At 58.4% G+C, this 13481-nt stretch carries 11 protein-coding genes; 3 read left to right on the top strand and 8 right to left on the bottom strand.

The features are described 5' to 3' along the window. Positions 1 to 88: 88 nt before the first annotated feature. On the top strand, positions 89 to 742 hold the full coding sequence (gene nfsB / locus ACOTXC_RS09420; protein ID WP_003858884.1) for an oxygen-insensitive NAD(P)H nitroreductase: 654 nt from the start codon (positions 89 to 91) through the stop codon (positions 740 to 742). Positions 743 to 769: 27 nt separating this feature from the next. On the opposite strand, the gene ACOTXC_RS09415 is transcribed toward nfsB, so the two are convergent. Both ACOTXC_RS09415 and ACOTXC_RS09410 read right to left on the bottom strand, forming a co-directional pair. Beyond that, positions 770 to 1372 carry a hypothetical protein gene (locus ACOTXC_RS09415; RefSeq protein WP_302215542.1) on the bottom strand — a complete coding sequence of 201 codons (603 nt, stop codon included), beginning with the start codon at positions 1370 to 1372 and terminating at the stop codon, positions 770 to 772. Between the two features lie 153 nt (positions 1373 to 1525). Then, entirely contained in the window at positions 1526 to 2395 is an 870-nt protein-coding gene (locus ACOTXC_RS09410; RefSeq protein ID WP_022647328.1) for a helix-turn-helix transcriptional regulator, read from the bottom strand. 107 nt (positions 2396 to 2502) lie between these two features. On the opposite strand from ACOTXC_RS09410, the gene ACOTXC_RS09405 reads away from it, so the two are divergent. Both ACOTXC_RS09405 and ACOTXC_RS09400 read left to right on the top strand, forming a co-directional pair. Further along, positions 2503 to 3939 (top strand): MFS transporter, encoded by a 1437-nt coding sequence (locus ACOTXC_RS09405; RefSeq protein ID WP_421767585.1) that lies wholly within the window; start codon positions 2503 to 2505, stop codon positions 3937 to 3939. 67 nt (positions 3940 to 4006) lie between these two features. After that, on the top strand, positions 4007 to 5251 hold the full coding sequence (locus ACOTXC_RS09400; protein ID WP_022647326.1) for a mechanosensitive ion channel family protein: 1245 nt from the start codon (positions 4007 to 4009) through the stop codon (positions 5249 to 5251). On the opposite strand, the gene ACOTXC_RS09395 is transcribed toward ACOTXC_RS09400, so the two are convergent. From ACOTXC_RS09395 to ACOTXC_RS09370, 6 genes are all read right to left on the bottom strand, one after another. Next, complete coding sequence (locus ACOTXC_RS09395) at positions 5252 to 6223, bottom strand: LacI family DNA-binding transcriptional regulator (RefSeq protein WP_421767584.1); 972 nt, start codon at positions 6221 to 6223, stop codon at positions 5252 to 5254. A gap of 75 nt (positions 6224 to 6298) precedes the next feature. Next, positions 6299 to 7441 carry a Gfo/Idh/MocA family protein gene (locus ACOTXC_RS09390; protein ID WP_155025017.1) on the bottom strand — a complete coding sequence of 381 codons (1143 nt, stop codon included), beginning with the start codon at positions 7439 to 7441 and terminating at the stop codon, positions 6299 to 6301. Continuing rightward, positions 7434 to 8459 (bottom strand): sugar phosphate isomerase/epimerase family protein, encoded by a 1026-nt coding sequence (locus tag ACOTXC_RS09385; protein WP_421767583.1) that lies wholly within the window; start codon positions 8457 to 8459, stop codon positions 7434 to 7436. Before ACOTXC_RS09385 ends, ACOTXC_RS09390 begins: the two co-directional genes overlap by 8 nt. A gap of 15 nt (positions 8460 to 8474) precedes the next feature. Further along, complete coding sequence (locus tag ACOTXC_RS09380) at positions 8475 to 9710, bottom strand: MFS transporter (protein WP_302215549.1); 1236 nt, start codon at positions 9708 to 9710, stop codon at positions 8475 to 8477. A gap of 297 nt (positions 9711 to 10007) precedes the next feature. Further along, complete coding sequence (gene pheP / locus ACOTXC_RS09375) at positions 10008 to 11396, bottom strand: phenylalanine transporter (RefSeq protein ID WP_353416869.1); 1389 nt, start codon at positions 11394 to 11396, stop codon at positions 10008 to 10010. Between the two features lie 102 nt (positions 11397 to 11498). Further along, on the bottom strand, positions 11499 to 13472 hold the full coding sequence (locus tag ACOTXC_RS09370) for a PhoX family protein (protein ID WP_421767582.1): 1974 nt from the start codon (positions 13470 to 13472) through the stop codon (positions 11499 to 11501). Between the last annotated feature and the right edge of the window lie 9 nt (positions 13473 to 13481).

Below are 13481 nucleotides of genomic sequence, written 5' to 3'. Positions count from 1 at the left end.
GAATCGCACTTATCTTTTCCCGCTTCGCGCGGTAATCTGCTTTCCTTTCACGCCCGCCCGCGGGCGAATTTCATCACCAGGAGTTGTTATGGATATTATTTCTGTCGCCCTGAAACGCCACTCTACCAAGGCGTTCGACCCAGCCAAAAAACTGACCGCAGAAGAAGCGGAAAAAATCAAAACGCTGCTGCAATACAGCCCGTCCAGCACCAACTCCCAGCCGTGGCACTTTATTGTTGCCAGTACTGAAGAGGGTAAAGCGCGCGTGGCAAAATCCGCGGCGGGCACCTATGTGTTTAACGAACGCAAAATGCTGGATGCCTCTCACGTGGTGGTGTTCTGTGCGAAAACCGCGATGGACGATGCCTGGCTTGAGCGCGTCGTCGATCAGGAAGAGGCTGACGGCCGTTTCGCCACGCCAGAAGCAAAAGCCGCGAACCACAAAGGCCGGTGCTATTTTGCCGACATGCACCGCGTGGATCTGAAAGATGACGACCAGTGGATGGCGAAGCAGGTTTACCTGAACGTCGGCAACTTCCTGCTGGGCGTGGCCGCGATGGGCCTGGACGCAGTGCCGATTGAAGGCTTCGATGCCGCAATCCTCGACGAAGAGTTCGGCCTGAAAGAGAAAGGCTTCACCAGCCTGGTGGTGGTGCCGGTTGGGCATCACAGCGTTGAGGATTTCAATGCCACGCTGCCGAAGTCTCGCCTGCCGCTGAGCACGATTGTGACTGAATGCTAATGAAAATGGGCCGCTGCATGCGGCCCGTTACGCTTTACTGATGACAAGCCTGCGATGCGGATGGACCTCACGATCGTTTCCCCAGGCAAAAGCAATCCAGCGCTCTTCCAGCTCAGCGTAGGAATTTACGGGCGTTAACGTCCACTTTTCTCCCACCGTACCGTCCGCCACGCTAATGCGATAGTTCATGGTAAACGCCCAGTCGATCATGCGCAGCCAGAACCGTTGCCCGTCTCCCGTTTGTTCGCTGTCAGAGACAACGATGTCGTATTCGCTTAGCACCCACTGAAAAAAGAGTTGTGGCAACCCGCTTATCACGCGTTGATGAACGGCACGCGGAGTACGCCACACCATCACCTGCGTGGCGGCACCGTGGGGAAAGGTAATTTCTTTATGAAATTTAAGCTTTACGGCATACGCCGTATAAGGTTTGCCGTCATCGGTGGTCACGAGACGATATTCATCACCATAACGCGATTTCAGGAGCCGGTATCCCACAGGCAGCAGAAACCCCGGCAGATGAAAATCCGCCGTACCTCGTGCCAGGAACGCTTCGGTGTGTTCGACGTTTCGGGAGATAAGGCCGAGTTTTTGGCTGAAGTCTGCGGAATCAATCATCAGTGGCGACATTTGTTGTTTCTCATGGCGTGAGTATAGTCGACTTAATCCCTCATCGAAATGATGTCGATTCAGTCGGTTGGTTTAAGTTAAACGCCACCTTATACCTGTCTCATCCGCTTAGCAGAGCCAGCTCTTATTCCCTGAAAGCCCCTCGCAAAAAACTTATTTCCCCTGCGCCTCCAGCCACGCCATCGCCCTCTCCCCCGCCTCGTCCACCGGTAAATAGACCAGCAGCCGCGATCCGTTTCGCGGGGCGGAGTACCAGTACATCTGCTGGAGATGAAAATCCCCCAGCTCGGGATGGGTGAACAGCTTGAGCTGGTTCTCCACGCCGCGCACGTCGTTACGCTGGTGCCACAGGGTTTTGAACTCCTCGGACACCGCAAAAAAACGCGCCAGCTTCGCTTCCCAGAGCGGGTCGCCACGGTGCTCAGCCATTGCCGCGCGGAAGTAGGAGACGAAAATCGGCAGCACGTCGTCACGTTTGCCGAGCCGCGCGCGCCACGCCGGATGGGTGAGGAACAGGTAAATACAGTTGCGATCTTCCGGCGGGATAGCGTTGAAATCGACGCCCATCAGGTGTCCGAAGCTGTCGTTCCACGCCACGATATCGAAATTCGGTTTCTGAATACTGGCAGGCTTCGGCATCAGGGTATCCAGCAGGCGACGCGTGCCTTCGCTGATCCCCTCACAGCACACCGCCTGCGGGGCTTCGCCCGGCGGCAAACCGGCAAGCACAAAAAGATGCCGGGCTTCGGTCGGGGTGCATTGCAGCGCTTTTGCAATGGCGGCCATCACCGCGCTGGACGGATTGACGTCCCGGCCCTGTTCCAGCCAGGTGTACCAGGTCACACCGACATCCGCGAGCATCGCTACCTCCTCCCGGCGCAGGCCCGGCGTGCGGCGACGGCCGCTGCGCGGTAAGCCGAGCCGCTGCGGATCGAGGCTTTCGCGCCGGGCACGCAAAAACGCGCCCAGCTGCTTGCGGGTGTCATCCTGGAGAGAGGTGACAGGTTCAGACATCAGCGCCATAACATCTCCTGCATGGTAGTGCCAGTACCAGTATAAGCAAGAACTGGTACCCGTTTATCAGATGGTTGATGCTACGACTCTACGCTGTTTGACGCAATGGAGTCACCATGAATACGTCAGTTGTTTCACCGGGTCGTGCGGGCCTGATATTGCTATTAACCGGCCAGATGCTGCCGCTGATTGATACCTCGATCACCAACGTGGCGCTGGATTCCATCACCCATTCGTTACACGCCACCGCCACCGAACTGGAGCTGATCGTCGCCCTCTACGGCGTGGCCTTTGCCGTCTGCCTGGCCCCCGGCAGCAAGCTGGGCGATAACCTTGGCCGCCGTCGCTTGTTTATGTGGGGCGTGGCGAGTTTTGGCCTGGCCTCGCTGCTGTGCGGCATAGCGGGCAATATCGAACAGTTGCTTGCCGCGCGCATTATCCAGGGCGCGGGCGCCGCGCTGATCATGCCGCAAATTCTCGCGACGTTGCACGTGACGTTAAAAGGAACGGCACACGCCAAAGCGATCAGCCTGTTCGGGGGTATCGGCGGGATTGCGTTTATCGTCGGCCAGATGGGTGGCGGCTGGCTGGTGTCGGCGGACATCGCCGGGCTTGGCTGGCGTAACGCCTTCTTTATCAACGTGCCGATTTGTCTGGTGGTGCTGGCGTTGAGCCGTCGCTACGTACCGGAAACCCGCCGCGACACGCCGTCGCGCATTGACTGGACCGGTACTGTCCTGCTGACGGCGATACTGTGCTGTCTGCTGTTCCCGATGGCGCTCGGCCCGCAATGGCACTGGTCGTGGCCGCTGAAGGCCGCGCTGCTGGCGATTGTGCCGCTGGTCTATTTGATGGTGTTAAACGCGCGTAAGAAAGAGCGAGAAGATGCCCACCCGCTCATCGCGCCGCGCCTGTTGCAGCTGCGCAGCATCCGCTTTGGCGTGCTGATCGGGATACTCTTTTTCAGCGTCTGGTCCGGGTTCATGTTCTGTATGGCGCTGACCATGCAAAGCGGTCTGGGGATGGCGCCGTGGCAGTCCGGGAACAGCTTTATCGCGCTCGGCGTCACCTATTTTATTTCCGCCTGGTTCGCCCCACGCCTGATTGCCCGCTACAGCACCAGCGCCATCCTGCTGACCGGGCTTGTGATTCAGCTTGTTGGCCTGGTGGCGCTGATCGCCACGTTCCGTCACTGGGGGATGCAGAATACCGCGCTGACGTTGGCCCCGGCCACCGGGCTGGTGGGATACGGGCAGGCGCTGATTGTAAACAGCTTCTACCGTATCGGGATGCGCGATATCCAGCCTGATGACGCAGGGGCCGCGAGCGCGATTTTAAGCACGCTGCAACAGGCTGCGCTGGGGCTTGGCCCGGCCATTTTCGGCGCGATTTTGCTGCACGGGCTGCAAAATCATCACGGAGATTACACCCAGGCAGTCAACGTCTTCCTGATGGTGGAAACGGCCATGATGGGGGTGCTGGCGCTGGCCACGCTGCGTATGCGCCATCGTCTGTGTTTGCCGGTCGTCAAGGCCTGTCCGGCGACAAAATAAAACTGCCTGAATTTGCATAATAGATCCGCAGCCGCCATTATGGGGCTGCATCAATACAGGAGACGTTATGCAGGAATTAATTGCTCAGGTTGAAGAGTTAGGGATTGAAATTAATCACACCACCTCTTTAGTGATTATCTTTGGTATTATTTTTCTTACAGCCATTATCGTTCATTTTATTCTGCACAAAGTGGTGCTGCGCGCCTTCGAAAAACGCGCGCAGGCCAGCAGCCATTTATGGTTGCAGATCATTACGCAGAACAAGTTATTTCACCGTCTGGCGTTTACCCTCCAGGGGATAATCGTCAACGTTCAGGCGGTTCTGTGGCTGCAAAAAGGCAGCGAAGCGGCGGAAATGCTCACCACCTGCGCAAAATTGTGGGTGATGGTCTATGCCCTGCTCTCCTTCTTCTCGCTGCTGGATGTGATTTTTAATCTGTCGCAGAAAATGGCCACCGCATCACAGCTGCCGCTGAAGGGGATATTCCAGGGCATCAAGCTGGTGAGCGCCATTCTGGTGGGAATATTAATTATCTCCCTTCTGATCGGTCAGTCACCCGCCATTCTGATAAGCGGCCTGGGTGCGATGGCTGCCGTTCTGATGCTGGTCTTTAAAGACCCGATACTGGGCTTAGTGGCCGGTATTCAGCTCTCCGCCAACGACATGCTGAAGCTCGGGGACTGGCTGGAGATGCCGAAATACGGGGCCAACGGCACGGTGACCGACATCGGCCTGACCACCGTTAAAGTGCGTAACTTCGATAACACCATCACCACCATCCCGACCTGGGCGCTGGTGTCCGACGCGTTCATCAACTGGAGCGGCATGTCAGCCTCCGGTGGTCGCCGCATCAAGCGTAGCCTGAATATCGATACCACCAGCATTCATTTCCTCGATGAGCAGGAGCAGCAGAAACTGATTCAGGCGAAACTGCTGAAGCCGTATCTGGCCGCGCGTCATGAGGAAATTAACCTGTGGAATCAGCAGAACGGCGAAGGGGAATCGGTATTAAACCTGCGCAAGATGACCAATATCGGCACCTTCCGTGCCTATCTGAATGAATATCTGCGTAACCACCCGCGTATTCGTAAAGATATGACGCTGATGGTGCGCCAGCTCGCGCCCGATGCCAACGGGCTGCCGATTGAAATATATGCCTTTACCAACACGGTGATTTGGGCAGAATACGAAGATATTCAGGCCGACATCTTCGATCATATTTTCGCGGTGGTGGATGAATTTGGCCTGCGTATTCACCAGTCGCCAACCGGAAACGATATTCGCTCGCTGGCTGGCGTCATCGCCAGATAATCAGGTGCTGGCGCGGAAAATAAAGCGCCAGTCCATCATGACCCTTTCCGTGGGCGCATCCGGGTTGTCGATCTTATTTAACAGCAGATTGACCGCCTTGCGCCCGATATCCCGCGACGGTTGTTCAATGGTGGTGAGAGAAATCATCTCCGCCAGCTCGGTGCCGTCAAAACCCACCACCGCGATATCTTCTGGCACCCGCAGCCCTGCCTGCTGAATGGCGCGCAGCGCCCCCGCCGCCAGCGTATCAGAAACGGCAAACACCGCATCCGGCGGGTTTGCTTTTAACAGATTTTGCATCGCCGCCATGCCCGCACTGGAGCTGAGCTCACTGGCGTACTCCACCGCCTGATAGTCCAGATCCCGCAGGTGTATGACGCTCTTATAGCCGCGTTCGCGCAAACGGGCATATTTGTAGCTGAGGTCGTGGTTGATGAGCGCAATGCGTTTGCGGCCCCCGTCGGCAAGCTGGCTGACAACATGCTGAGAGGCATCAACATCATTAATCCCCACGCAGGAGACCGCGCCCGCATCGGCGTATTCGGCGCACTGCACCCACGGCGCGTTGCCAATCAGCGCGGCCAGCTCCGGCAGCTTCGAGAACGCATCCATGGTGATAATGCCGTCGACGATTTTGCCGGAGAGCAGGCTTAAGCCCGAGCGGGAGCGCTCAATATCCGAGCCGGAGTTGCACAGCAGAATGCGGTAGCCGTTTTTCTCCGCCTCGGCTTCGATGCCCTTCACCACTTCGGCACAGAACGGGTTGGCGATGTTCGAGACCATCACCAGGATCATATAGCTGCGGGCGGTGCGCAGCTGACGCGCCAGCAGATTGGGCTGGTAGTTACTCTCCTGGATCGCCTGCAAAACGCGCTCGCGGTTTTTCGCCTTCACGGTATCGCTGTTATTCAGTACGCGAGAGACCGTTGCCACGGATACCCCGGCCAGTTGAGCGATTTTCTGAATTGACATAGCGACGATACATCCTGCGGTTAGCGTTTTGTGCAGGCTACCATAAATTGGTTGCCCGGCGAACCGGGCAATGCGTCAGTATTCCACACGCACCCAGCGCTGCTGCTGATGGCTTTTCACAATCGCATCAAGGATATACATCACACTGGCGCCATCGTGGAAGGTGGCAAACTGCGGCTTATCCGGCATCGCTCCCGCCTGCACGGCACGGTAAAACTGCGCCATCATATTTTTAAAAGCATCCGGCCAGCCTTCAATGTGTCCGCCGGGGAAATGGGCGCTGTCGGCCACATCACGGTTCATCAAACCCGGATCGTCGCTGAGCGTCTGGTTTGCCCGGGCGCGATGGCCGATCCACAGCTGCTGCGGGGTTTCCTGATCCCACGCCACCGATTGCTCGCTGCCGTTAATTTCAAAGGTCAGGCGGTTTTTTCGCCCCGCGCTCACCTGCGAGACGCTAAAGCTGCCCTTGCTGCCGTCGTCAAAACGCAACAGCACCGAGCCGAAGTCTTCGGTGGTGACCAGTTTATCTTCATAGTGAGCATGTTCGTCGTGCGTAAACGTCTGATTGCCTGCCACGTTAGCCTTGCGCGTCGGCCAGACGATGGATAAATCAGCCATCACCTCAGTAATGCGCCTGCCGGTGACATACTGCACCGTATCGCACCAGTGGGAGCCGATATCCGCCACCGCCCGCGATGCGCCGCCGAGCGCGGCATCCACCCGCCAGTTGTAGTCGGTTTCCAGCAGCATCCAGTCCTGCAAATAGCTGCCGTGCGAGGCAAACAGCCGCCCGAGGGTGCCCGCGCGCATCATGCTCGCCGCCTGGCGCACCATCGCAAACTGACGATAGACAAAGCTCACGCCATGCACCACGCCCGCCTGCTCTGCCAGCGCCACCAGCTCGCGCGCCTCGTCCGGCGTCATGCACAGCGGCTTTTCGGAAAACACGTGCTTGCCCGCGCGCAGGATCTGGCGGTTAATCTCCGCGTGCAGGTGGTTCGGCGTGCAGTTGTGCACCGCATGCAGATTGGGGTGCGCGAGCAGTTCTTCCACGCTGGCGTAAGCATGCGGCACATTTAGCTGGCGCGCCTTTTCCTGCGCCTTAACGAGCGAACCGTCGCAGAGCGCGACCACCTGCACAAACCCGAGACGCCTGAGCGCCTCGATGTGTGCCGGGCCAATAAACCCGCTACCGATAATCCCGACGTTAATCATGGCTGCCCCCTGCGGCGAAATCATCAAACGCCCGTCCGGAAACGGGAATAATGTGGCGGCGGATAAATTCGCTGCCTTCACTCGCGCCAGTATCGCCATCCTTCAGGCAGCACTCCCACTCCAGCACCGCCCAGCCGTCGTAGTCGTACTGAGTCAGCTTGCTGAAGATGCCCTTAAAGTCGATCTGCCCGTCACCCAGCGAGCGAAAACGTCCGGCGCGGTTGATCCACGGCTGGTAGCCGCCGTAGACGCCGCTGCGCCCGCTGGGGCGGAACTCCGCGTCCTTGACATGGAACGCTTTAATGCGCGCATGGTAGAGATCAATAAAGGTCAGGTAATCCATCTGCTGAAGCAGCATGTGGCTCGGGTCGTAGAGTATGTTGCAGCGCGGATGGTTATCCACCAGCGCCAGAAAACGCTCGAAGGTTACGCCGTCGTGCAGATCTTCCCCCGGATGCAGCTCAAAGCAGACGTCCACGCCCTGCTCGTCGAAGGTATCCAGTATCGGCCGCCAGCGGGTTGCCAGCGCCTCGAACGCCTCCTGAAAACGCTGCTCGTTGTGCGGCGGCCACGGATAGAAAAACGGCCAGGCCAGCGAGCCGGAGAAGGTGGCGTGCGCTTTCAGCCCTAATCGGGCCGAGGCGACCGCCGCCTGCTTCAGTTTTTCCGTCGCCCACGCCTGACGCGCCGCATCGTTACCGCGCACGGATGCGGGTGCGAAGTGGTCAAACGCCTCGCTGTAAACCGGGTTCACCGCCACAAGCTGCCCTTCCAGATGGGTCGACAGCTCGCTGATGACCAGCCCGTGCGCGGCCAGCTTTGCGGTGATGTCGTCGCAGTAGGCCTGACTCTCTGCGGCTTTCTCCACATCAAAGATATGCGGATGGTTGCAGGGGATCTGCACCGCTTTGTAACCCTTCGACGCCGCCCATCCTGCCAGCCCGTCGAGCGTGTTGAAGGGCGCTTCCCCGCTAATAAACTGCGACAGAAAAATACCCGGTCCTTTCATTGTCCTCATACCACCTCCAGAACATTACGCCTTGTCATCGTCATACTTAAACGTGAGAAGGAAAATCAGCGCGATCGCCGCGGCAGCCACCGCCGGGATCCACCAGAATGTAACCCACGCCTGCGGCACGGTCTGCCCTGCCACCAGGCGGTTGTAAAGCGCCCCTGAAATCTGCGAGCCGAGCAGCATGCCGATGCCATAGGTGAACATCACGATCATGCTCTGCGCCTGACCTTTGACCTTTTCGCCCGCCACGCGGTCGGTATAGATGAAGCCGACAACAAAGAAGAAATCGTAGCAGACGCCGTGCAGCAGAATGCCGAGATACAGCAGAATGCGCCCCTCCTCGCTGACGCCCAGCGCGAACATGGCATAACGTACGAACCACGCCAGCATGCCGATCAGCAGCATATATTTCACGCCCAGGCGGCGGAACAGCAGCGGAATAACCAGCATGAAGACGATCTCAGACATCTGCCCGAAGGACATGGCGGTGCTGACGTCGGCAATGCCGGCATCCGCCAGATACGAGGCGGTGTAGGCGTAATAGGTGCCTAGCGGGACGGAGATCAGCATTGCGCAGACGGAGAAGACGAAGAAGTGGCGGGTTTTGAGCAGCGCGAAGGCGTCCGCGCAGAAGAGATCGCGCACCTTCACAGGCAGGCCTTTCGCCGGTGCTGGCGTGTGCGGCAGCGTCAGGCTATAGAGCGCCAGCAGCACGGAGCTGACCGCCGCCACCTGGAAGATGGTCACGCTGGACGCCACGCCGGTGACGCCGATAAAAATGCCCGCCACGATCCAGCCGATGGTGCCAAACACGCGCACCACCGGGAAAGTTTTATCCACGTTTGCCAGGCTGTGGAACGCGATGTTGTTGGTGAGCGCCAGCGTTGGCATGTAGCAGAGCGTGTAGCCAAACAGAAGGCCAATCAGCAGCGCGCCGTTCTCAGCAATCAGCGCCCCCGGCACGAGCCAGAGGATCGCCGCGCCTGCGAGGTGCATCACCGCCATCACCTTCTGCGAGGCGAAGAAGCGGTCCACCAGCATCCCGAGCACGAACGGCGAAAGAATGGAAGCGATAGGCCCGGCAGAGAACGCGTCGCCAATCAGCAAAGACATGTTGTGCTGGCTCATCACCAGGCCAAGCGTGACCGACCAGCTACCCCAGATAAAAAATTGCAGAAACATCATCAGCGACAGACGCGGCACCAGCAGCCGGTGTTGCGTTATCGCCTTTTCACTACTCTCAGTTGACACCATGATAAGCCTCACCCGGAAAAAGTAATCGATTACAAATTAGTTCAAATGAAAAGTAATCGATTACAAAACAAAGATCCTGTGGATCGAAACAGAATTGGGAGAGGGGTCACGATAATGGTGAAGCGGAGGTGCCGGGTGGCGGCTTCGCCTTACCCGGCCAACTAAATAACGTCCCCGAACATGTAGGCCCGGTAAGCGCAGCGGTGCCGGGCGTGAAGGCGGGCAGTGTGGTGCGGTCTGGTGCGGTCTGGTGCCCTCACCCCGGCCCTCTCCCACAGGGAGAGGGAGAAAAGCGCGCTACTTTTTACGTGAGAGTTTAAAGGCAACAAACAGGAACAACACCCACACCGGCAGCAGCATCGCTGACAGGCGCATCTCATCCATGGTGCACATCAGCACCAGAATCAGGCCGAGGAAGGCGATACAGATGTAGTTCCCCGCCGGATAGAGCAGCGCCTTGAACTGCGTCTCGCGCCCCTTGCGGCGCATCGCGGCGCGGAAACGCAGGTGCGCCAGGCAGATCATGATCCAGTTCAGCAGCAGCGTGGCGACAACCAGCGCCATCAGCAGGCCAAACGCCTCTTTCGGCAGCAGATAGTTGATCAGCACCACCAGCGAGGTGATAGCGCCGGAAAGGAACAGCGAATTGATCGGCACGCCGCGACGGCTGACGCGGGTAAGGAACTTCGGCGCGTTGCCCTGTACAGAGAGGCCAAACAACATGCGGCTGTTGGAGTAAACCCCGCTGTTGTACACCGACAAAGACGCCACCAGAATGACGAAGTTCAGCGCGGAAGCCACCACGTTGCTGTTCAGGTCATGGAAGATCATCACGAACGGGCTGCTGTCAGATTTTACTTCCACCCACGGATAGAGCGCCAGCAGCACCACCAGCGAGCCGATATAGAACAGCAGGATACGGTACACCACCTGGTTGACCGCTTTCGGAATGCTTTTGTGCGGATCGCGCGCTTCGGCAGCGGTAATACCTATCAGCTCCAGACCGCCAAAGGAGAACATAATGACCGCCAGCGAGAGGATCAGCCCTTTCCAGCCGGTCGCCAGGAAGCCGCCGTGCTGCCACAGGTTGTCGATCGATGCACGCTCGCCGCCGTGGCCGGAGAACAGCAGCCACAGGCCAAAGCCGATCATGCCGATAATCGCCAGCACCTTGATCAGCGCAAACCAAAACTCGGTCTCACCATACAGGCGCACGTTCACAAGGTTAACGGCGTTAATGATGATGAAGAAGGCCGCCGCCCAGATCCACGTCGGGACATCCGGCAGCCAGTACTGCATATAGATGCCTGCGGCGGTCAGCTCCGCCATGCCCACCAGCACAAACATCACCCAGTAGTTCCAACCGGAGAGGAAGCCTGCGAACGGACCCCAGTATTTATAGGCAAAATGCGCGAAGGAGCCGGACACCGGCTCTTCAACAACCATCTCGCCGAGCTGGCGCATGATCAGGAAGGCGATAATCCCCGCGAGAGCGTAACCCAGCAGAACCGCCGGGCCAGCCATTTGAATGGCGGGGCCGATGCCGAGAAACAGCCCGGTACCGATCGCGCCGCCAAGGGCAATTAACTGAATATGTCGATTTTGCAAACCACGTTGCAGCGTCGGACTCTGATCCGACGAAGCTTCAGCGCTACCATGGCCTGAAGCGGATGACGCGTCTTTCACGCCCTACCCCTGTCTCTTTTTTAGAAGGGGCACGTTTTAACACTTCATGCTGGTGGTAGCAAGCTTAACGCCGGGCCAGCGCATGCGCCCGGCTGATAAACGTCACGACCCGATGATCCCGCCGTCTGCTTTGACGATCACCACCGTTGACGATCGCGGACGCCCGTTCGGGCTCGCGTCTGGCCAGCTGGAAACAGCGCGAGGGTTGGCCGGGTCGGTAATATCATCCCCGCCCTCCCCCGGATGCTGAATGTTGATAAACAGCGTCCGGTTGTCTGGCGTAAATGCAATGCCGGTGATTTCGCACCCGCGCGGCCCGGTCAGGAATCGGCGATACTCGTTGGTGCCTAGAATGGTAGCCACCATTTGGTTATTGCCCATCCCCTCGTACGCTTTCTTATTGATGGTGCTGGAGGAGACATCGGTCTGGATCCACAGGACGCCCTGATGGTCAAACGACAGGCCGTCCGGGCTGCCAAATTCCGCGCCCTGCATCGAGCCTTTGGCCTTCGGATCGTCGCCGTCGGTGCGCCCGGCCATGACCAGAATATCCCACTTAAAGCGTGCGGCGGCAGGATCGGCCCCCTCTTCGAGCCAGTGCATAATATGCCCGTACACGTTGTTGGCGCGCGGGTTAGCGGCGTCGACCGGTGCCTTGCCCTCTTTACCGCGATCGCTGTTGTTGGTGAGCGTACAGTAGACGCTGCCGCTGGCGTGCGGATCGACGGCTATCCACTCGGGGCGATCCATCTTCGTTGCCCCCACCACGTCGGCCGCCAGACGGGTTTTAATCAGCAGATCGCCCTGGCTTGCAAAACCGTTGCTTTTATCCAGGCCATTTTGCCCGAAGACAAGCGGCAGCCAGTCGCCGCTGCCGTTTTCGTTGAACCTGGCGACGTACAGCGTGCCGGACGTCAGCAGCTGCATATTGGCTTCGCGGTTCGCGGGATCGTATTTTTTATCCGAAACAAATTTATAGATGTACTCAAACTTTTGGTCGTCACCCATATAAACCACCACGCGATTATCGGCGGCGAGCGTGACGGCTGCCCCCTCATGCTTGAAGCGGCCCAGCGCGGTGTGCTTGCGCGGGGTGGAGGTCGGGTTGTAGGGATCGATTTCCACGACCCAGCCGAAACGGTTGGGTTCGTTAGGGGTTTTATCGACGCTGAACCGCTCATCCACCTCGTTCCAGCGGTATGATTCATCGCTGTCGCTAATGCCGTAGCGTTTTTCCAGCGGGTTGAGATCGGCTTTTTTCACAAATATGTCCGACCAGTTCTCCTCGCAGGTGAGATAGGTCCCCCACGGCGTGTGGCCGTTGGCGCAGTTCTGCATGGTGCCCAGAACGCGTTCCCCCTGCGGATCGGCGGCGGTTTTCATTAAGTCCTGATGCCGCGCCGGGCCGGTAAGCTGCATCGGCGTATTGACGGTAATACGGCGGGCGAACGAAGACGGACGCACCACCTCCCAGCCGCTGCCCGTTTTTTTCACTTCCACCACCGACACGCCCATCGCGTTCTGCCCCTTGCGGGCTTTGTCGAGGCTCCAGTTCGCCGTACCGTCCGTAAACAGCATTCCGTTGTCGATGTATTCATGGTTCAGCGCCAGCAGGCCATGCTCCGGGCTTTGCCCCCCCTGCGGCAGGCTAAACCACGCCATGCCGTCGTGGTGCATGCCCGCCTGCACGGCCTGCTCGTCTGTGGTATTGCTGGCGTCCGGTTTAAACGCCGGCATGTTGTTTTTGATGCCTGTCGGATCGCCCCAGCGATAGAACGGGCGGGCAATATAACCTTCCGGCACCCTGACCGTATCTTCCGTGGAGACGTCGATGCTGGTAAAGCCCAGGGAAACCGCTTTTGCCAGCGCGGACGGTTTTGAGACCGCGGCAATCGCATTCTCGGGTGTGATCAGATACGGGAATGATACGGCGGCCCCCGCTACGGCCCCCATCTGGAGAAAACGGCGGCGGGAGAGGAACACCTCTGCCACCTCGGAGAATACCGGGTTAGCGCTGCGGTTACTGATATCGTCGCGATGTTCTTTTTTAAATACGGATTTGAGGGGTCTGCCCATAGCGGCTTC

Source organism: Enterobacter cloacae complex sp. IR5428, assembly GCF_049238585.1.
In the GTDB taxonomy this organism is placed as follows: domain Bacteria; phylum Pseudomonadota; class Gammaproteobacteria; order Enterobacterales; family Enterobacteriaceae; genus Enterobacter; species Enterobacter intestinihominis.
This window is presented reverse-complemented; position numbering and strand designations above follow the sequence as displayed.

What these genes read in the sequence shown, in the direction of transcription:
- nfsB (WP_003858884.1), top strand. Translation starts at nt 89, where the DNA reads ATGGATATTATTTCTGTCGCCCTGAAACGCCACTCTACCAAGGCGTTC.
- ACOTXC_RS09415 (WP_302215542.1), bottom strand. Translation starts at nt 1,372, where the DNA reads ATGTCGCCACTGATGATTGATTCCGCAGACTTCAGCCAAAAACTCGGC.
- ACOTXC_RS09410 (WP_022647328.1), bottom strand. Translation starts at nt 2,395, where the DNA reads ATGGCGCTGATGTCTGAACCTGTCACCTCTCTCCAGGATGACACCCGC.
- ACOTXC_RS09405 (WP_421767585.1), top strand. Translation starts at nt 2,503, where the DNA reads ATGAATACGTCAGTTGTTTCACCGGGTCGTGCGGGCCTGATATTGCTA.
- ACOTXC_RS09400 (WP_022647326.1), top strand. Translation starts at nt 4,007, where the DNA reads ATGCAGGAATTAATTGCTCAGGTTGAAGAGTTAGGGATTGAAATTAAT.
- ACOTXC_RS09395 (WP_421767584.1), bottom strand. Translation starts at nt 6,223, where the DNA reads ATGTCAATTCAGAAAATCGCTCAACTGGCCGGGGTATCCGTGGCAACG.
- ACOTXC_RS09390 (WP_155025017.1), bottom strand. Translation starts at nt 7,441, where the DNA reads ATGATTAACGTCGGGATTATCGGTAGCGGGTTTATTGGCCCGGCACAC.
- ACOTXC_RS09385 (WP_421767583.1), bottom strand. Translation starts at nt 8,459, where the DNA reads ATGAGGACAATGAAAGGACCGGGTATTTTTCTGTCGCAGTTTATTAGC.
- ACOTXC_RS09380 (WP_302215549.1), bottom strand. Translation starts at nt 9,710, where the DNA reads ATGGTGTCAACTGAGAGTAGTGAAAAGGCGATAACGCAACACCGGCTG.
- ACOTXC_RS09370 (WP_421767582.1), bottom strand. Translation starts at nt 13,472, where the DNA reads ATGGGCAGACCCCTCAAATCCGTATTTAAAAAAGAACATCGCGACGAT.